At 58.8% G+C, this 16,691-nt stretch carries 17 protein-coding genes and 3 pseudogenes; 9 read left to right on the forward strand and 11 right to left on the reverse strand.

What is annotated here, in order from left to right; all coding sequences use genetic code 11:
- Positions 1 to 21: 21 nt before the first annotated feature.
- From KX729_RS29355 to KX729_RS29375, 5 genes and pseudogenes are all read right to left on the reverse strand, one after another.
- Positions 22 to 552, reverse strand: a complete 531-nt coding sequence (locus KX729_RS29355; protein WP_219746014.1) for a YidB family protein — start codon at positions 550 to 552, stop codon at positions 22 to 24.
- Between the two features lie 125 nt (positions 553 to 677).
- On the reverse strand, positions 678 to 2,828 hold the full coding sequence (katE, locus tag KX729_RS29360) for a catalase (RefSeq protein ID WP_219746015.1): 2,151 nt from the start codon (positions 2,826 to 2,828) through the stop codon (positions 678 to 680).
- Between the two features lie 73 nt (positions 2,829 to 2,901).
- Entirely contained in the window at positions 2,902 to 3,405 is a 504-nt protein-coding gene (locus KX729_RS29365) for a YciE/YciF ferroxidase family protein (protein ID WP_219746016.1), read from the reverse strand.
- 48 nt (positions 3,406 to 3,453) lie between these two features.
- Positions 3,454 to 3,972, reverse strand: coding sequence for a DUF3597 domain-containing protein (locus KX729_RS29370; protein WP_219746017.1), 519 nt, complete (start codon positions 3,970 to 3,972; stop codon positions 3,454 to 3,456).
- Positions 3,973 to 4,674: 702 nt separating this feature from the next.
- A pseudogene (locus KX729_RS29375) lies at positions 4,675 to 4,925 on the reverse strand (GlsB/YeaQ/YmgE family stress response membrane protein).
- A gap of 156 nt (positions 4,926 to 5,081) precedes the next feature.
- Between KX729_RS29375 and KX729_RS29380 the strand changes: the two are divergent.
- The gene (locus KX729_RS29380; RefSeq protein ID WP_219746018.1) at positions 5,082 to 5,498 is read left to right on the forward strand and encodes a low affinity iron permease family protein; all 417 of its coding nucleotides are present in this window, start codon (positions 5,082 to 5,084) and stop codon (positions 5,496 to 5,498) included.
- Positions 5,499 to 6,139: 641 nt separating this feature from the next.
- On the opposite strand, the gene KX729_RS29385 is transcribed toward KX729_RS29380, so the two are convergent.
- From KX729_RS29385 to KX729_RS29395, 3 genes are all read right to left on the reverse strand, one after another.
- Positions 6,140 to 6,574 carry a pyridoxamine 5'-phosphate oxidase family protein gene (locus KX729_RS29385; protein ID WP_219746019.1) on the reverse strand — a complete coding sequence of 145 codons (435 nt, stop codon included), beginning with the start codon at positions 6,572 to 6,574 and terminating at the stop codon, positions 6,140 to 6,142.
- 89 nt (positions 6,575 to 6,663) lie between these two features.
- Positions 6,664 to 6,906, reverse strand: a complete 243-nt coding sequence (locus tag KX729_RS29390; RefSeq protein WP_219746020.1) for a hypothetical protein — start codon at positions 6,904 to 6,906, stop codon at positions 6,664 to 6,666.
- 59 nt (positions 6,907 to 6,965) lie between these two features.
- Positions 6,966 to 7,841 carry an alpha/beta fold hydrolase gene (locus tag KX729_RS29395; RefSeq protein ID WP_219746021.1) on the reverse strand — a complete coding sequence of 292 codons (876 nt, stop codon included), beginning with the start codon at positions 7,839 to 7,841 and terminating at the stop codon, positions 6,966 to 6,968.
- A 110-nt stretch (positions 7,842 to 7,951) separates the two neighbouring features.
- On the opposite strand from KX729_RS29395, the gene KX729_RS29400 reads away from it, so the two are divergent.
- The 3 genes from KX729_RS29400 to KX729_RS33885 all read left to right on the forward strand — a co-directional run bounded on the left by KX729_RS29400 (position 7,952) and on the right by KX729_RS33885 (position 11,484).
- Positions 7,952 to 8,953, forward strand: a complete 1,002-nt coding sequence (locus KX729_RS29400) for an SDR family oxidoreductase (protein WP_219746022.1) — start codon at positions 7,952 to 7,954, stop codon at positions 8,951 to 8,953.
- 42 nt (positions 8,954 to 8,995) lie between these two features.
- The gene (locus KX729_RS29405; RefSeq protein ID WP_219746023.1) at positions 8,996 to 10,159 is read left to right on the forward strand and encodes a zinc-dependent alcohol dehydrogenase; all 1,164 of its coding nucleotides are present in this window, start codon (positions 8,996 to 8,998) and stop codon (positions 10,157 to 10,159) included.
- 854 nt (positions 10,160 to 11,013) lie between these two features.
- On the forward strand, positions 11,014 to 11,484 hold the full coding sequence (locus KX729_RS33885; RefSeq protein WP_246617950.1) for a hypothetical protein: 471 nt from the start codon (positions 11,014 to 11,016) through the stop codon (positions 11,482 to 11,484).
- A gap of 702 nt (positions 11,485 to 12,186) precedes the next feature.
- On the opposite strand, the gene KX729_RS33890 is transcribed toward KX729_RS33885, so the two are convergent.
- The gene (locus tag KX729_RS33890; protein WP_246617951.1) at positions 12,187 to 12,366 is read right to left on the reverse strand and encodes a hypothetical protein; all 180 of its coding nucleotides are present in this window, start codon (positions 12,364 to 12,366) and stop codon (positions 12,187 to 12,189) included.
- 141 nt (positions 12,367 to 12,507) lie between these two features.
- Here KX729_RS33890 and KX729_RS29415 point away from each other — a divergent pair, with 141 nt between their 5' ends.
- The gene (locus KX729_RS29415; RefSeq protein ID WP_219746024.1) at positions 12,508 to 12,888 is read left to right on the forward strand and encodes a response regulator; all 381 of its coding nucleotides are present in this window, start codon (positions 12,508 to 12,510) and stop codon (positions 12,886 to 12,888) included.
- Between the two features lie 65 nt (positions 12,889 to 12,953).
- On the opposite strand, the pseudogene KX729_RS33895 reads toward KX729_RS29415, so the two are convergent.
- Positions 12,954 to 13,103 (reverse strand): annotated as a pseudogene (locus KX729_RS33895) (gamma-glutamylcyclotransferase); the annotation flags it as partial.
- A 510-nt stretch (positions 13,104 to 13,613) separates the two neighbouring features.
- Here KX729_RS33895 and KX729_RS29420 point away from each other — a divergent pair.
- From KX729_RS29420 to KX729_RS29430, 3 genes are all read left to right on the forward strand, one after another.
- A complete protein-coding gene (locus tag KX729_RS29420; protein WP_219746025.1) occupies positions 13,614 to 13,985 on the forward strand; it encodes a hypothetical protein in 372 nt (123 codons plus the stop codon).
- Between the two features lie 521 nt (positions 13,986 to 14,506).
- Positions 14,507 to 14,710 carry a hypothetical protein gene (locus KX729_RS29425; protein WP_219746026.1) on the forward strand — a complete coding sequence of 68 codons (204 nt, stop codon included), beginning with the start codon at positions 14,507 to 14,509 and terminating at the stop codon, positions 14,708 to 14,710.
- Between the two features lie 213 nt (positions 14,711 to 14,923).
- Positions 14,924 to 15,379 (forward strand): hypothetical protein, encoded by a 456-nt coding sequence (locus tag KX729_RS29430; protein ID WP_219746027.1) that lies wholly within the window; start codon positions 14,924 to 14,926, stop codon positions 15,377 to 15,379.
- A gap of 555 nt (positions 15,380 to 15,934) precedes the next feature.
- On the opposite strand, the gene KX729_RS29435 is transcribed toward KX729_RS29430, so the two are convergent.
- Positions 15,935 to 16,267: a DUF2147 domain-containing protein gene (locus tag KX729_RS29435; RefSeq protein WP_219746028.1), complete on the reverse strand. Its 333-nt coding sequence runs from the start codon at positions 16,265 to 16,267 to the stop codon at positions 15,935 to 15,937.
- 312 nt (positions 16,268 to 16,579) lie between these two features.
- Here KX729_RS29435 and KX729_RS34475 point away from each other — a divergent pair.
- Positions 16,580 to 16,691, forward strand: a pseudogene (locus KX729_RS34475) (porin); the annotation flags it as partial.

Raw genomic sequence — 16,691 nt, forward strand, 5'->3', positions numbered from 1 at the left:
TCTCCATTCGAAAGGTAGCGTTCATGCGGTTTGGCCCGTCGAAAGCGAGCTGGCCGAGCGAAGGAAGTCATCTTCTTCGTTCGGAACCTTGCCATTCGGCGTAAGGTCGTCCACGGCTCTCGGCAGGTCGCGCGTCAGCCGGTCGATTATGTCTTCGCGGGAGAGCCCCGTCTTCGCCGTGAGCTCGTCGATGACGTCCGGGCCGAGCGCCTCGGAAAGCTGGTCTCGTTCAATCGGAGCGTTCGGCCCCGGCCGGACCCAGGTGTCCGCCTTGTCGCCGTGGCCGTTCTGCTGGAACGTTTTCAGAAGGTCGCCCAGGCCGCCACTTAGGATGCCGCCGGTCGTAAGGCCCCCGAGCAGGTCACCAAGGCCACCTTGTCCCCCGAACAGTCCACCTAGACCGCCGTCAGTTTTCTCGTTCGGGAGAGAGGCGTCGCCATTCTGGGGCTGCCGGTTCTGAAGTCCGCGCAGCATTTCTGCGATCTTGTCACGGTTCTGGTAGCCTGCCACGGCGAGCGCTCCCAGCAGCGCTTTCATAGGTCCGCTCATCATTGATCGATCTCCTGTTTTTTTCCGGGCGTGTTGCCGCCCCTGCAAGCGACAACACCCGACGAAGTCTGTCGTTCCCACCTCACATAAGAGGGGAGGGTGCGGACTTACTTTCCCGCGCCTCCTCTTCACTTGACCGGCTGCGACGCCTTGCCGAGCTTGAGCGTAGGTTCGCGCCCCCAAACACGAAGCTTGCCAAGCTCGGTCACGAAGGCGGCAAGCCCTTCCTCGCCGGGAAGGATGATTGTGCCCTCATCGAGATCCTCGGCAATCCCTGCCTTGGCGAGGAGCGGAAAGGCGCTTTCGTCGTAGCCGATGAACTTGCAGTGCTGGAATGCATCCGCCACGAAGTCCCGCGCGGTGGCCTCCTTGACAAGGTCCTCGACGGCGGCTGACGATGCGAGGACGGCGACGGCGTCGAACAGTACCGAGGGGCCGCCGTCGATCATGTGCTGGGCCTCGATCCAGGAACCGTCCGACGCGGTCACGCCGCCGACCTTCGGAGCGATGAGCTCGACGAGAGCCTTCTCCTTTGTGATCGCGGTCTTCAGCCCCTTGAGTAGCTTCGCATCGACGCCGTCCGTGACGAGCACGCCGAGCTTGCGCTCCTCGAACCTCTTCGGTCCGCGCTCGACGATGCTGAGGGCTGGAGAAGGCTCCAGGTCCTGGCGTGTTGGCATTGCGGCGTCCGCAGCCTTCGGCATTGTCTGGATACCAAGCTTCTGCGCCACGGTAACGGCGAGCGTCTCGTCGATGTTGAGCAGATGCGCGATCATTCGCTCGCGGATGGCGACGGTCTCCACCTTGCTCAGTTCAAAGGTGAGAGCCATCGCGATGTGTCGCTGCTCCGGCGGCGTCTGGCTGAGGAAGAACTGGCGAGCCTGACTGTAGTGGTCGGCGAAACTTTCCGGACGCAGCCTGACCTTCTGGCCGTCCTCCTGGGCTGGGAAGTGGCGATAACCTCTCGACGGAGATTCCCGCGGACCTTCCCCGAAAGAGTTCGGCTGATAGTTCACCCGGCCAACCGGATTGCGCATCGCCATGTGCCCGTCCTGCTGGAAGTTGTGGAAGGGACACTTCGGCGCGTTGATTGGAAGGTGCGTGAAGTTCGGGCCGCCCAGGCGCTTAAGCTGGGTGTCGAGGTAGGAGAAGTTCCGGCCCTGCAATAGAGGATCGTTGCTGAAGTCGATGCCCGGAGGCACGTTCTGGGTCATGAACGCGACCTGCTCCGTCTCGGCAAAGAAGTTGTCCGGCATGCGGTCGAGCACGAGACGGCCGATCGGCTTCACGGGCAGGATCTCCTCCGGAATGATCTTGGTGGGATCGAGGACGTCGAAGTCGAAGTTGTCGGCAAATTCCTGGTCGAAGAGCTGGACGCACAGCTCCCATTCAGGAAAGTTGCCGGACTGGATTGACTGCCAGAGATCGCGGCGATGGAAGTCCGGATCTGCGCCGTTGATCTTGACCGCCTCGTTCCACGCGACCGACTGCAGACCGAGCTTCGGCTTCCAGTGAAACTTGACGAAGGTGGACTTGTCCTCGGCATTAACGAACCGGAACGTGTGGACGCCGAAGCCTTCCATGAAGCGGAACGATCGCGGGATGGTGCGGTCGGACATGATCCACATGACCATGTGCATGCTTTCTGGCGTGAGACTGATGAAATCCCAGAAATTGTCATGGGCGGTCTGAGCCTGCGGGAATGCCCGGTCGGGCTCCTGCTTTGCGGCATGGACCACGTCCGGAAACTTGATCGCATCCTGGATGAAGAAGACCGGGATGTTGTTGCCTACGAGGTCCCAGTTACCTTCCTGCGTGTAGAACTTGACGGCGAAACCGCGGACGTCGCGTGCGAGATCGGCGGAACCCTTGTTGCCTGCGACAGTCGAGAAGCGGACGAAGACGGGCGTTTTCTCGCCTGCGCGCTGGAAGATGTCGGCGCGGGTGACGTCGGATAAGGATTCATAGGTTTCGAAGAAGCCATGGGCGCCGTACCCGCGTGCATGAACTACGCGCTCCGGAATGCGCTCATGGTCGAAGTGGAAGATCTTCTCGCGGAAATGGAAGTCATCGACCAGGAGCGGCCCACGCGCGCCGACGCGAAGCGAGTTCTGGTCGTCGGCGACCGGTCCGCCCTGCGAGGTGGTCAGCACGTCGGCGCCGTCCTCCGCGATCTGATGAAGCTCGCCGCCCGCTCCCCGGTGGAGCTGCTGGTCATGGATGGTGACGGCGTCTGTGGTGGATGTCGAGCCCGAAGCCCGTGTCGTGCGCTTTGCCATGGTTGTCCCCGAGGTGTGTAGCCAGATGTCAAAAGGCCGCCCAGTGGACGGCCTTCCAGAGTATTGCAGAGCCTCAGGCAGTTTTGCTTTTGCCCTTGGCGTTTGCCGAGGCCTTAGCAAGCTGCGTGAGCTTCTTATCCGTAGCTTCCTCTTCGGCGAGATTCGCCTGAAGGAGCGGCACGGCGTCCTTCAGGCCGAGCTGGTTAGCCCACTCGATAAGCGTACCGTAGCGGGCGATCTCGTAGTGCTCGACTGCCTGCGCCGAGGAGATGAGACCGGCATCGAGGGCAGGCGAATCCCTGAATTCCTCGATGATCTCCTCCCCTTCGGAGATGATGCCCTGGATGGCTTCGCAAGTCTTGCCACGGGCCGGCTTGCCAAGCAGTTCGAAGACCTGTTCTAGGCGTTCGATCTGGCCCTGCGTTTCGTCGCGATGCTGGAGGAACCCTGCCTTGCCTTCTTCGGACTGGGCGGCGCGGGCCATTTTCGGAAGGGCCTTCAGGATCTGCTTCTCGGCGAAGTAGATGTCCTTCAGCGTGTCGAGGAACAGGTCGTCTAGGGTCTTGGTGGCTGCCATTTCATTTCTCTCGCTTGTTGGTAAAGTTGAACTCAAATGAGACCGCGGTCAGTCGAGCAGGTCGGAAGGCACTTTGCCGCCGTTTTCGGACAGCTTCTTCATCAGCGCCTTGTGCAGGAAGGTGTTCATCTTCGCGCTGTCATGGGTGTCGCCGGTATAGCCAAGCTCCTGAGCAAGCTCCTTGCGTTCCTCCAAGCTCGCATCCATGCCGAGGGCCTTCATCAGGTCGACGATGGAGTGCCGCCAGTCGAGCTTCTGGCCAGACTTTTTCACCGCGTCATTCAGGGTGGTTTCGACGTCGACGGAAGAACTGGAAGCTACACCAGATGTCGGCGCCGCGGCAGACGATGAAGAAAGCTGCGATTGAGCGGACTTGCCTGCAGCAGGATTAGCGGAGGTCGAAGGCGCAGAGACGGATCCTGAAGACGGCGCCGAAGATGCGGCTGGCGACGCGTTGGTTGGCGCTGGCGTCGGCGAAGATGAAGCAGCCGGGGCCGCCGCCTGCGGGGCGGCGGCAGCATGAGCCTGGCCGAAGATTGCGTGCTTGATACGGTCGAAAATACTCATTGATTCTCCCTGTCTAAGCTCTCGGGGCACATAGCGCGCACTCCCTAAAAGTCCGGCACCGAACAGTTGCGGAGGGTGACACATGGTCCCGAAGATCACGTGTCCGTGAGTGCCGTTATAACTTAGAATAGGCTCGTTAGTTCCAATCTCCTCGAGGAGCAGTCCGCGTGGACTTTGGCCGATTTCTGGAAATGGCAATCCCGAGTGTGGCCTGATGTACGCTACCGTACAGTGTCGTATCATGCTGAAAGTAAGGGACGGTTTCGATAGAAGTTCGACGAACAAATGGCGTGCAGATCTGACCAGAAGTAGACGTGAACGCGCAGTCGCCCAGCAATCCTCAGCAAAACGACCATGCGGACATCTTTCTGTCTGGAGGGGGCGAAGCCGGAGCGCTTATGCGCGCTATGGACTGGTCGTCCACGCCGCTGGGGTTGCCGGAAACGTGGCCGCAGGGTCTTCGGTCGGCATGTGCATCTGCCTCGGGACCAACTATCCCATTGCGATCTACTGGGGACCGGAACTCGCGCTTCGTGTTCGCCCTAGAGAGATAGCCACCGTGTCCGAAGCCACCGAGAAGGTAGGCGACCAGGATTAGCGAGAAGACGATCCAGGCCACCCGCTGGGCGGCCCAGAACTTGCGCTGGAGGGAGCCGCAGTCCTCGACCCCTTCTGGAAGCGCCAGCTTCGGAGGCGTCTTCTTCATTGGCGGAATAGTCTCGCCACCGCGATCAGGATGCAGGCGCCGATGAAGCCGGCGACGAGGTAGCCGATCTAGCCGCCAAGTACGATGCCGAACAGGGACAGTATGGCATTCCCGACGATCGCTCCGACGATCCGCAGAATAATGTTCATGATCACGCCATGCTGGACTTCATGAACTGCTCCGCGACTCAGCCCGCGATGCCGCCTATGATGATCGCTGCGATCCAGCCGATGCATGCCTGTTCCATGTGTTCGCCTTCCGAGAGTTGGAGATGATCAGGACAAAGGACGTGCCCGGACGTCGTTAATCCTTCAAAGCGGACGCTGGGACCTAAGTCTCACCCACGGGCCGAACCGGAACCCTGGATATGACGACTGCATTTTCCCCGCCGAAAGGAACGCACATGAGCGACAACACTACCTCGAAATTCTTCTCCAAGTTTGCGACTTCAGTTGCCGGCCTTTCCGGCAAGCCTGCCACCTTTGTAATGGCCGTTCTGCTCGTCCTCGCCTGGGCGGTGTCCGGGCCGTTCTTCGACTATTCCGAGACGTGGCAGCTTGTGATCAACACCAGCACGACGATTGTTACCTTCCTGATGGTCTTCGTCCTGCAGAACTCGCAGAATCGTGACGGCAAGGCGTTGCAGGCCAAGCTTGACGAACTGATACTGACGTCTCAGGCGCAGAACAAATTCGTTGGCATCGAGAAGCTCGACGAGCAGCAGCTTCGGGAGATGAGCAAGAAGCTTGCCGAGAGGGCCGAATGCGTCGAAGACGCCGCGGACGACAAGGCGGATCGGCAGGAAAGCGCACCGGCGTGAAAATTCCCCATCGACCGGCCCGCGATCGAGGTCGGATCTGAGGTTCAATCTTCAGCTTGTAAAAACAACTCTTCTGCCTCCCACCATTAGGAGGCTAGGTGTCGGCTCAACCTTCTAGCACCATTGCTGAAAGGGTGTACGGGGAACTCGGCCAATGCCGCACAACCATGATTGAGATGAGACATCGGAACGGATTGCTCAACTAGCATTGCATCCAGCTCCAATCCCCTGCCAGAAGCGCACAGCGCGAAACCAAAGAACATGGACCGCGGTGTTTCTGGTGGCGGCCTTGGGCGCAGTCACATGCTGCTGGTTCTGCAAAGTGGCACTCTTGCCCGCACTGTTGTTTCCGGTTTCGAATTCGGTATCTCGAACAAGATCGGATTCGACATCAAGTACACGGCAGGGCCCAAAACCGGAATTACCACCATCTCCGCGAGGTCGCAGGTGTCTGTCTGGACTTTACGGTAAGAGGCGCTGCGGGCTGCGAGGTTCTATAACTTGTATGAAGACGATCTTGCTGACGCCCAAATTTTCGGAAAGGAAGCTACCTCGACTGAAGGGTTAAGGCCCGGCATCCACAGCCAGGCCTCCATTTTTGCTTTTTGGACGGCGGGGGTCGGCTTCGCCATCTGCAGCTGTCAAACCGTAATTGCACCGTTGTCCTCGCCATCCCAATATTCGATCCGGCCCGCATGTACCTTTATGAGCACGATGCCTGGCGTCTCGATGCCCTCAGGAAACCAGCGGTCGAGGTCCTTTGACCAGTGCTGCTCGAAAAGCGCCTTGTCCTCGATAAGATCTGCTTTGCCCTCGACCGAGATAAAGATGCCCGGCTTTCCGAGGAGGCTTGGCGGCTCCGTGAACGATAGCGTGACGCCTTGATCGCATCGAATATCCGCGATCTTGGAAGTATCTTCGTAAGAGAAGAACCAGCTATCCCCGTCGTACTCGACGTCGCCGTTGTTGCTCATCGGACGGTTCGAGATCTCGCCCTGTGATCCCTTGGTCGACATCATGCAGAAGTCGATCTTCTTAAGTTTGCTGGCGATGTCCGGCAAAGTCATGTCACTCATGTGATCCTCCAGATGGTGTCTGCCGGAAACGACGGCGGGCGCATACAGTTCCTGTCTGTCCAGCCTTTCGTCGTCCGCTGGGTGGGTCGTCACCCGAAGTCCCCGATCCGGCCTGACTGGAACACGATTTCCGGATCGCCTTCCTCGCCCACTACCGGGTCTCCTTCGCGTTTCCAGACGACGACCCCGGCGTGGCTGTCGGCCAGTGCGCGCGCCGCCTCGATCGCCGCCACTTCGCTCGCCACCGGGCGGGCTTCGAAAGCTTTCACAGCCTGACCGTGTCCGTCGAGGTCGAACGCTAGCAGGTAAACGGTGACGAAGGTTCCGGGCATTGAAGTCTCCTTGGGTGAGTCGGGTATGGCGGCGCCGAAGCTGCCGCGCTACAGAGGTTCTAGCTCTGAAGGAAGATAGCCAGTTCTCGGGCGACCGTTTCCGGGTCTTCTCTCTGGGGGAAGTGGCCGACGTTCTGGAGCAGGATCCTGTCGAAGGGTCCCGAGAACTTCTCGTGCAAGTTTTCCGATAGCTCCGGCGGGTTGACGCCGTCGTCCGCCCCTTGGAAATAAAGGCTCGGAAGCGAGAGGGATTGAGTTTCCTTTATCCGATCCTCGAGCCACCCACTTTGCGGATCCGGCTCGGCCTCACCCCATCGAACCCGATAGCTATGGAGGGTGATCGCGACCCAATCAGGATTGTCGAAGGATCGCGCGACGCCCTCGAACGTCGCCTCGGCGAACCACCCGTCTGGACTCCAGTTCTCCCACTGGACGCGTGCAAACCCGTGAGGATCGCTGGCGATTGTCTCGGCGCCGCGCTTGGTGGCCATGAACCAGTGATACCAGTACCTCTGCGCTTGCCGGAACGTCGGCGTCTTCAGTCCGCCCATTCTTGGCAACGATGAGAGGAGGGCCATCCTCTCGACGCGGTCGGGCCATCCGAGAGCAAGAGCCTCGGCGATGTTGGAGCCCCAGTCATGGCCAACGACTGAGAAGCTTTCGATACCTAGGCCATCCATCAAGGCGATGGCGTCCATGGCCAGAACGGCTGCGTTCGCGGTGCGCGGGGCGTCGGCATTGCGGAAGACCGTCCCGCCGAAACCACGCAGATAGGGCGCCATGAGACGGAGCTTTCGCTCCTGCAGGAGAGCCGACACGTCCTCCCACGTGGAGGCGTCATCGGGCCATCCGTGCAGTAGAAGAACGGGATGGCCGTCCCGCGCGCCGGTTTCGTTGAACGTGATGTGCAGGTCGGGCGTATCAAGATGCGGCATGGGAAAAAATCCTCGTTCGAGACTTAGGCTCCGGTTCTCTAGCGGAACAAGGAGCTCGCACGGTTGTTCATTCAACTGGGCAACACCGCCCCAGATTCCAAGGGGGCGCAATGAGTGCTCTGTCATCATTTCCGATCAGTCGAAGAGGCGTTCTGGCGGCAGCGAGCGTCACGCTCGCAGGCTCGGCGTTCCCGGCCTTCGGCTGGTCGGCTTCGAGGAAGCAGGAGAACATTTCAGTGGACGACCCAGTCGCAAAGTATCCGAAGCCGTCATTTCAGAAGCAGAGCCAGCCCTTTCCTGGACTGGCGGGCAAGATGAACCCGAGGCCGGACCACGGGGAGACTACTTATAAGGGCTCTGGGCGCCTTGCCGGAATGAAGGCGCTCATCACCGGTGGCGACTCCGGCATGGGCCGGGCTGCTGCGATCGCCTACGCCCGCGAGGGTGCGGACGTCGCCATCAACTACCTGCCGGACGAAGAGCCGGATGCGAAGGAAGTGATCGCCCTCATCGAGAAGGAAGGCCGCAAGGGCGTGGCGCTACCCGGCGATCTTCGCGATGCCGCCTTTTGCGAGAAGCTGGTGGAGGACGCCGCTAACGCGCTGGGCGGTCTCGACATCCTGGTCAACAACGCCGGCAGGCAGCAGCAAGCCCAGTCGATCGGCGACATCACGTATGAAGCGTTCGATGCGACGATGAAGACGAACATTTACGCCACCTTCCTCGTGACCAAGGCCGCGCTCAAGCATTTGAAACCGGGTTCGTCCATCATCCAGACGACGTCCGAGCAAGCCTACGATCCGTCGGAAAACCTCGTTGATTACGCGATGACGAAGGCGGCGGTGATGAATTTCACCAAGTCCATGGCCAAACAGCTCGCTCCCAAGGGGATCCGGGTAAACGGTGTCGCGCCAGGTCCGATTTGGACGCCGCTTCAGGTCAGCGGCGGAGCGACGATGGAGAAGCTCGAGAAATTCGGAGGCGACACCCCGATGGGCCGTCCCGGCCAGCCGGTCGAACTCGCTTCAATCTACGTGCAGCTCGCCGACCCGCAGGCCAGCTATGCGACCGGCCAGATCTACGGCGCGGCAGGCGGCGGCGGACAGCCGTAACCGTCTGTCTTTGTAAAACGAAACCATTTCAGGAGATACGACATGAAAGCATTGACGTGGCACGGCAGCGGAGACATTCGTTGTGAAGAGGTCGACGACCCGATCATTCAGGACGACCGTGATGCGATCATCAGGGTGACGAGCTGCGCGATCTGCGGTTCCGACCTCCACCTGTACGGCGGCTTCGTCCCTGGCATGCACTCCGGCGACGTCATGGGCCACGAAACAATGGGGGAGGTGGTCGAAGTCGGCCGTGGCAACTCCAAGCTTAAGGTGGGCGACCGCGTCGTCGTCCCATTCACCATCTCCTGCGGGGAGTGCCGCCAGTGTAAGTGGGGCCAATTCTCGCTCTGTGAACGCTCAAATCCCAACGGCGCAGAACAAGCTAAACAGGTTGGCTATCCGACCGCTGGTCTATTCGGCTATTCTGAACTCTATGGGCGCTTCCCGGGTGGTCAGGCGCAGTACCTTCGCGTGCCATACGCGGACGTTGGCCCGATCAAGGTTCCGGAAGGGCTTTCGGACGAGCAGGTCCTCTTCCTCTCCGATATTTTTCCGACCGGCTACATGGCGGCGGAAAACTGCGACATTAAGCCGGGCCACACCGTTGCTGTCTTCGGCTGCGGTCCGGTAGGACTGTTCGCCATCAGGTCGGCCTTCCTGCTGGGGGCGGAGCGTGTCATCGCGATCGACACCGTTCCCGAACGTCTCGCACTGGCGCAGCAGTCCGGCGCCGAGACACTCGACTATACCGACGAGGACCTCCAGCAGCGGATTCTCGATATGACCGGCGGGAAGGGACCTGATTCGGTGATCGAAGCCGTGGGCATGGAGAGCCACGGTGCCGGTGGGGTCATGGAGACTATGCAGTCGAAGCTTACCTCGACGGAGCGACCATATGCCCTCAGCCAGGCGATCCTGGCCTGCCGTCCGGGCGGCGTTGTCTCCCTGCCAGGAGTGTTCGTCGGACCTGCGGTCCCAGCCCCGCTTGGCGCGTTCGTCGGGAAGGGACTTACACTGAAGACCGGTCAGACCCACGTTCAACGGTATCTTGAGCCGCTGATGAACCTGATCGTGGAAGGCAAGATCGACCCGTCATTTCTCATCACCCATCGGATCGGTCTTGAAGAGGGGCCTGAGGCTTACAAGACTTTCCGGGACAAGAAGGACGGTTGCGTCAAGGTCGTCATTCGGCCGAATGGCTAAGTTTGGCCGGTCAGGAATGACACAGCGGGGCGGCCAAACATCCTTGGGCTTCACGACCCCGACAAATACGGCAGCGGCCTGGGCGAACTTGCCGAAAGCCCAGGCCGCCGACCCTCATAACAACTCTCGTCTCATCCGATCTACTGCCTGCGCTAGAACCGAATGACGGGTTTCGCTGGTCATTCGCGGTAAAACCCAACTTGCGGCTGAGATACCTCGAGAAAGCCGTCGGCGCGCCGGCCATACCGGAAATATCATCTTCCGGGGGCGAGGACGATGTCGCCAACTACTGAGCTGTGATACCAAATGCGCTTAGAACTTCGGCTGGAATCGTTCCTCGGACTACGATTTCGAGCGCCGGCGCTGCGAAAGCGTTATCATCCGTTGAGAAGTCGCTCCTGTAGGCGAAACCACACGAACTCCCGACTGTTTTCCTGCTATGACCGATGATCGCGACGAAGACAGCGAGCAGTCTACCCGCTCCATGAGACGGTGTCGTTTGCCTTCGACCGGATGACCGTTGCTCGTTTCCGGGAAGTATTCGCCAATGCAGGATTTTCGGACACGCTCCAAGCTTGGACGGTTCCCGGCACGACTGCTCGAAAGCGCATTGACCGGTGGCTCGCCTCTGAGGCGGACCGTAGGACACCCTACGAGGAGGAGCGGCCGCGACGCCTATGAGTTCGAACCCATCTTCAGTCCATATCTGCAGGTCTACGACCGTGGCTTCCGCATCAAGACGCCTTTCTCACGGACAGTTGTCAACGAGCTGCGGCAGATACCCTTCGCCCGATGGAACGGCGACGACAAGGTCTGGGGGGTGCCCACGCATCATACGATGACCTTCAGCACCGGTGGAAGATATCGAAGAGGCAGCGAAGCGAGCGGAACCTGAAGAACGGCGGAAGCTTGCCGAGGCTCGGAAGGGAACCGACGAGGAAGCGAAGGCGAAGCGTAGGACGTCCGAGCGCAGGAAGAAGCGGTTGCCCGTGCCGATCAACGATTTACCGCTGCTGGGTCGGCCTGTTGCCACGACCTCTTTTGGTATCGTCGTCCTCACCGAGATCACAGACGAATTTGTCGATGCGGACGAGATTGCCGAACATCATCCCGATTCCGACAACGAGCATGTCTGGGCCGGCTGGCGCGTCGCGACGCTAGACGACCTCGTTCATACCTGGCCGGCGCGAACGGAGCCGGGCGAGTACGAGCGGCTCCGTCGATGGTGGCAGCCAACGTTCGATGAGCTGCGTGTCGCAAGGAGTTCGGCGAAATCCAGGGAACGGCGCCGAGCCAACAGCCATTCCGATGAGGCATCGCCTTGATATCGACAGATTGCGCGACTGTATATCGAACATCGGCAACGCAGATGAGCGCTTGAGATAAGTGCTGCTCGCGATGCCTCGTCTACTGGCTTTGACCACGGATGTACTGGCAAGGATAGGAAGACGAATGGAAGGTCGGTGCGATTTCTCCCCGGCCTTTTTTGTTGTCGACCCCGGCCGGGCCGGACGAGCCTCTGTTCCGGATCGATCCTCCTTAAGGGAATGCAGATAGCTGATGCCGAACGCTCCGCAGCCGCAATCCTTGCTGCATGCCGCTGCTGTCGAGAAGCTTCTTGATTGGAATTGAATTCTCGGGAAGCGACCATCGAGGTCCGCCGGCCGCTTCCCGACTACTCCGAGCGATCCGCCGCCTGGCGCTCAAGGAGAGGGGCAACTTACGCCTTCCTCGCGCATATCGATATCGTGAAAGTGAAACTTCTCCCGACATGTTGCAGTCGCCGATGTTTCAAAGTTCACCCTGGAACATGAAAAGGCTTTTGAAAGAGAAGCTTACGCTGTGGGCGCGCTGTGATAACCTGTGCACGGGAGCGGGTCCCGCCATGTCCGTTCGCGTCCGTTCATGCCCCGCTTGCATCACCGCCCCGCCTCGGTCGAGAATCTTATCGACCACACTCGGCCTCCGCCGCAATCGTAGCTGAAACGGTTCGGCCGCTCCCCATCGGTTGGTGCCCCTTTTTCCTTTCAGCCGCTGCCGGGGGACACGATATCGTCGTCCTTGTCGGGTAGTGATCCGGCACCTGGTGTCTTGCTCTCGTCCTGAAGGTGAGGCTTGTCGTGGGGGCCAGCTGGCGGGTGCTCCTGGCTGTCGATCGGACGCTTCCGGTCCTCAATCGCCTGTTGGGCTTTCGTGTCCCTATTCAATTCGGCGCTCTCTGGCTTGGCAACGGAAAAGCCAGGCGATGATTACAGTTTTATTAAATATGTTAGCAAATACTCCGCTTCGAGGGGCGATCTAAATCTGGACAAGCGAGTTCATCTCGTAACCATGAAGCGGAGACTGCCATGTATCAGCGTACGGTTCTCATCGTCGAAGACGAGCTCTTGATTAGAACGTTGCTTGCCGACACCCTCGCCGATGAGGGCTACGACGTCGTGGAAGCGGCGAACGTTCTAGAGGCCGTAGCCATTCTAGGCCAGCGGAAGATCGATGCGGTCGTCACTGATGTCGACATGCCCGGAGGTCTGAGCGGGATCGATCTCGCAAGGATGATCTCCTCCACCCACATGAACGTACCGGTCATCATCGCGTCCGGAAGGCATCGCCTGACGAAGGACGAGCTGCCTGGCGAAGCCGTCTTCATCCCGAAACCATACGGGCTGGACGTCATCGCTACGATGGTGGGCCAGATGACCGCAGGCGCGGGACGACAGCTTGCAGGCTGATTAAGCCGCGAAGCATGTTATATTGAAACGAACGATATCGGACAGAACGCAGCTTGCCGCTAAACCTAGCCTCGCAGTTTTGCGGCAACCAGCGCCTGCAGCCGCCAGAAGCTCCTATCGTATATGTTTCGCCCGGCAAGGTCGACGACCGTTCATCTGAGGTATTCGGCACAGCAACCGGCGGGACCGCAGGCCTGTGCCAGGAGCGCGCTGGCGGCATTGGGCGCATCAGATGATCTTGCCTTTAGTCAACCAGTGCGCGAACTTCTCATGCCGGGCATTCTTCAGGACTGGCATGGGTTAACCTTGGGAGGGTGAATTGGAAATGATCGCATAGAGGACTTGGCGCATTGGCAGCCACACAGTGTGATGGTTCACGTCGGCCCCGACGACCTTGCGGTCATAGCGTCTACGATGCCAGTTCGATCCCCAATGAGTGGTCGCCTGTGGGGGAAGCTCTGAACCGGGCGAGGATTCTTGTCCTCAACCATCCCAACAATAAGGACGTCGTCGTCTACGTTGAAGATGGCGCGGCCTGGGACTCCCGGCACGGCAAGCTAAAGAATTGAGGAAGGCCCGGTAAGGCCTATCCTCTTGTCTGGTGGGCGGGAGTTAGCCGCGCGTTCGGCCGGGGTAGCGATAACGGGCATTATCACTATCACTTCCGCCCTTGACGACAGCGTGCAGGATTGTGCAACTTGCGACTATAAAGGGTGGGGTTCATCATGAGAAATATAGTTATCCTGCCGGCCATTGCCGTTATGCTCGCGGCTTGCGGCACTGTCTCGGAAAATTCAGACGTGGGGCTGGTGCATGTCGCTGGTCGGCAGACTGTGCAGGATGATACAGCGGTCGTGGTCACCGAGACCGGTCCACGGCTCAGCAATGAGAAGCAGCGCGTCATAGGCTCCTCATGCATGAACAAGATGTGGGATCCACCGCCAAGCAAAGACAATGCTATCAACTTGATGAAGCGCCAAGCCGCCTCAAGGGGTTTCAATGCCGTCCATTCAGTCACGGTCGTAAACGATCCCGCGGCGGCAGCAAAGAACTGCTGGAGCGCCCTTATTGCGAGCGGGATTGCCTACCGGCAATAGGCGGCGTGCTACGATGATCAGCAAGTTCATGTTCGGCCCGACGATTGTCCAGATACGAGCGCGCCTCGTCGGTCACCTGCCGATACCAATTCCTTGCCCTCTTCGTCACGTTCAAGGCCGTGGCCGTTGATCACATCGAAGAATTAGCGCGCCATGCCGAGCCTCATAGTGTTGATGCGGCAGGTCAGACAGAACAGCCAAGCGGAACGGAGAGTGCTGGTATTTGTCAAAAGACGTCAAAAAAAGACCCGCCGAAGCGGGTCAGTTGTCAGTCGTTCACGAGGAGCCCGCTAGAGACGGCTCTATTATTAAACTCATCAGCTGTCGGAAGGTTCGTGTCCGTTTCCGTACAAACTACCGCTCCATGAATGGGCCGGCCTGAGGCACAGGCCGACCCTGATGCCGCTTCCAGATGTGATCGAGGCGGCGTAGCTAATATGCAGAAATTCAGCTTGGCCGAGGCTGGCGGCAACCCGATGGCGCGGTTGCGTCGCGAATATTGAAATGGCAGTATTCATGCCATGGAAAAAAAGATCTCCGCGATTGGCCTGAACCATGCTCTTCTACGTGAGCTGCAAATTCGCGGTTTCCATACGCTCGCTGATCTCAGGGAGCTCAGCGCGCTCGATGCGGTCCGTATCAAGTGGATGAACGGCCGCCAGTGGCAAGTGATTTGCGAGGCTCTCGGCAGAAAGCCGTTCCCTGACCTGGCTCACGAGGGGTAGATCAAAGGTCCTCGTCGCAATCGGGCGGCACGCGCTTCGCAAAAATAGCTTTTCCGCCGATACCGTAGGTGCCAGCGGAAAGCACCGCCCGAACGAGTGCCATCTGTTGAGGTGGGACGTTACAACACGACGCTGCCAGGACCCCTCAATTGGGGATGTCAAATTCCAAATAACTCAATAGTCTGCGCAGCCGGGTAGGTGAGGGAGACAACCATGGTTTACAGATACTTGTTATGCATGGCGACGGTTTGCATCGCTCAAGATGCGAGTGCCGAATGTGATTTTCAGAAGCCGACAGGAAGCTGCACCGGCAATATCACCATTCTGAGTTCTGGAGGATCGAAGCCGAGCTATTCGGCGGAGGTTCGCGTGTCGAGTTCTGCCCCATCATGTTCGAAGGTCGAATATTTTCTCGATAATACGCCCAATACCACGGTTTTAAAGGCAGGTTCCGAGCAGGAGTCGCTGTTCGGTACGAAGCCAATTTCAAAAAAGAATATTACGGTTCGAAATTGCACTACCTTCGCATCGGTGGGAGACCCGCCGAAACAGAATGCGCAAACGGCGAAGGAAGATTCGATGGAATGCCTCAAAAGGTTCAAAGTCTACCAAGCCGAACAAGCAAGGAAGAAGCTTGGGTGGATGGGCCTGATGGAGTACTGCCCCTAAGAAAACTGAAAGAGAGGCCCGCTGGAAATCCAGCGGGGCTTATAGTCGATAGTTGCGTGCCCGTGCTATAGACGAAGTACGTGATCACTTTAGCGGCTCGGTGAGCAATAGGCGCCTTGGCATTCACGCCATTGAAGGTTGCCACGAGACTTTGTGAACGACGACTTCTTGCCAGGACCGACATGATCAAGGCAACTCCAATTGCTGCAACTCCCTTGATCGCTCCAACGCACACCAACCACGACGTTGCACTGATTTCTCCAGAAGTCAGTAATCGGATTGCTCTGCCGATCCGGGACGAGGCACGTCGCACCGGCGGCTGATGCTATTAAAGAAAAAGCTGCACTTGCAATAAAAGTCTGGATGTTCATACAATCCCCAAGTTTGCTACGCCTTAACAGCGCAACCCTGTGGGGCAATCATCACCCAATCGGGTATAGTCACCTTCTGCCGCCGCAACGGCTTAGTCGAGACCAGCCACATCCCCGCCGCTAATTGGCATTTGGTGGAAGGGGGAAGACGCAACATGGACGCAGCGTCTTCCCGCATCATGGGTTACTGCCTGGAGAGAGTCGCTGAGGTGCCGCCCTTGTCGTCAGAGTACTTATAGGAAGCCCCTTTTGCGCTCGCGGTTATAGAAACACGGCCAAGCCCGTTGGGTCCAACGTTCAAGTTGATCGTCTTTCCAGAGACAGTGGCGTTGCTCACACGCACTGAATCGCCCGCGAAACGGTAAGTAGGAGTGCCGCTTTTAGGTACAACAATGACGATGGCGCTACCTTTTGGGGTCTTGCCGGTATAGGTGCCAGCAAGGTCGCCAAACTCTGCTGCAAACGAAGATGCTGTAGCTGCCAGAAATGCAAATGAACTGATCAAAAGTGTGCGCATACGGTTCCCCCGAATAGAGTTGCGGGAGCAGCTTAACCGCAGGTCACGGATCTGCATCACCCAAACGGGTGAGAGCCTGTACTGGCCCCGCAGCCAATCATCTCGCTCAACTCGCTGGTGCTGCCCCGTATCAGAGCTGTCGATCGCTTCTGTTCTTGACAGACCTGTGGATCGTGTCAGCGTGCCGTCAGGATCAACGGAAAAGCAAAGTGGCGACTGTTGGGCGACAATCATAAATACGCCTCAGGTCCAAAAAAACTCTAGCGCGCTGCAGGTGTTTGACGAGCACAATCCGTAGACTGGAGGTCAAAAATGAACATCAAGAGCCTTCTTCTCGGCTCCGCTGCTGCCCTCGCAGCAGTTTCCGGCGCCCAGGCCGCTGACGCTATCGTCGCTGCTGAGCCGGAGCCCATGGAATACGTTC

The organism is Neorhizobium populisoli (assembly GCF_019430945.1).
Taxonomy (GTDB): domain Bacteria; phylum Pseudomonadota; class Alphaproteobacteria; order Rhizobiales; family Rhizobiaceae; genus Neorhizobium; species Neorhizobium populisoli.

Excerpts from the sequence above, each read along its gene's own strand:
- KX729_RS29355 (WP_219746014.1), bottom strand. The coding sequence starts at position 552 with ATGATGAGCGGACCTATGAAAGCGCTGCTGGGAGCGCTCGCCGTGGCA.
- katE (WP_219746015.1), bottom strand. The coding sequence starts at position 2,828 with ATGGCAAAGCGCACGACACGGGCTTCGGGCTCGACATCCACCACAGAC.
- KX729_RS29365 (WP_219746016.1), bottom strand. The coding sequence starts at position 3,405 with ATGGCAGCCACCAAGACCCTAGACGACCTGTTCCTCGACACGCTGAAG.
- KX729_RS29370 (WP_219746017.1), bottom strand. The coding sequence starts at position 3,972 with ATGAGTATTTTCGACCGTATCAAGCACGCAATCTTCGGCCAGGCTCAT.
- KX729_RS29380 (WP_219746018.1), top strand. The coding sequence starts at position 5,082 with ATGAGCGACAACACTACCTCGAAATTCTTCTCCAAGTTTGCGACTTCA.
- KX729_RS29385 (WP_219746019.1), bottom strand. The coding sequence starts at position 6,574 with ATGAGTGACATGACTTTGCCGGACATCGCCAGCAAACTTAAGAAGATC.
- KX729_RS29390 (WP_219746020.1), bottom strand. The coding sequence starts at position 6,906 with ATGCCCGGAACCTTCGTCACCGTTTACCTGCTAGCGTTCGACCTCGAC.
- KX729_RS29395 (WP_219746021.1), bottom strand. The coding sequence starts at position 7,841 with ATGCCGCATCTTGATACGCCCGACCTGCACATCACGTTCAACGAAACC.
- KX729_RS29400 (WP_219746022.1), top strand. The coding sequence starts at position 7,952 with ATGAGTGCTCTGTCATCATTTCCGATCAGTCGAAGAGGCGTTCTGGCG.
- KX729_RS29405 (WP_219746023.1), top strand. The coding sequence starts at position 8,996 with ATGAAAGCATTGACGTGGCACGGCAGCGGAGACATTCGTTGTGAAGAG.
- KX729_RS29415 (WP_219746024.1), top strand. The coding sequence starts at position 12,508 with ATGTATCAGCGTACGGTTCTCATCGTCGAAGACGAGCTCTTGATTAGA.
- KX729_RS29420 (WP_219746025.1), top strand. The coding sequence starts at position 13,614 with ATGAGAAATATAGTTATCCTGCCGGCCATTGCCGTTATGCTCGCGGCT.
- KX729_RS29425 (WP_219746026.1), top strand. The coding sequence starts at position 14,507 with ATGGAAAAAAAGATCTCCGCGATTGGCCTGAACCATGCTCTTCTACGT.
- KX729_RS29430 (WP_219746027.1), top strand. The coding sequence starts at position 14,924 with ATGGTTTACAGATACTTGTTATGCATGGCGACGGTTTGCATCGCTCAA.
- KX729_RS29435 (WP_219746028.1), bottom strand. The coding sequence starts at position 16,267 with ATGCGCACACTTTTGATCAGTTCATTTGCATTTCTGGCAGCTACAGCA.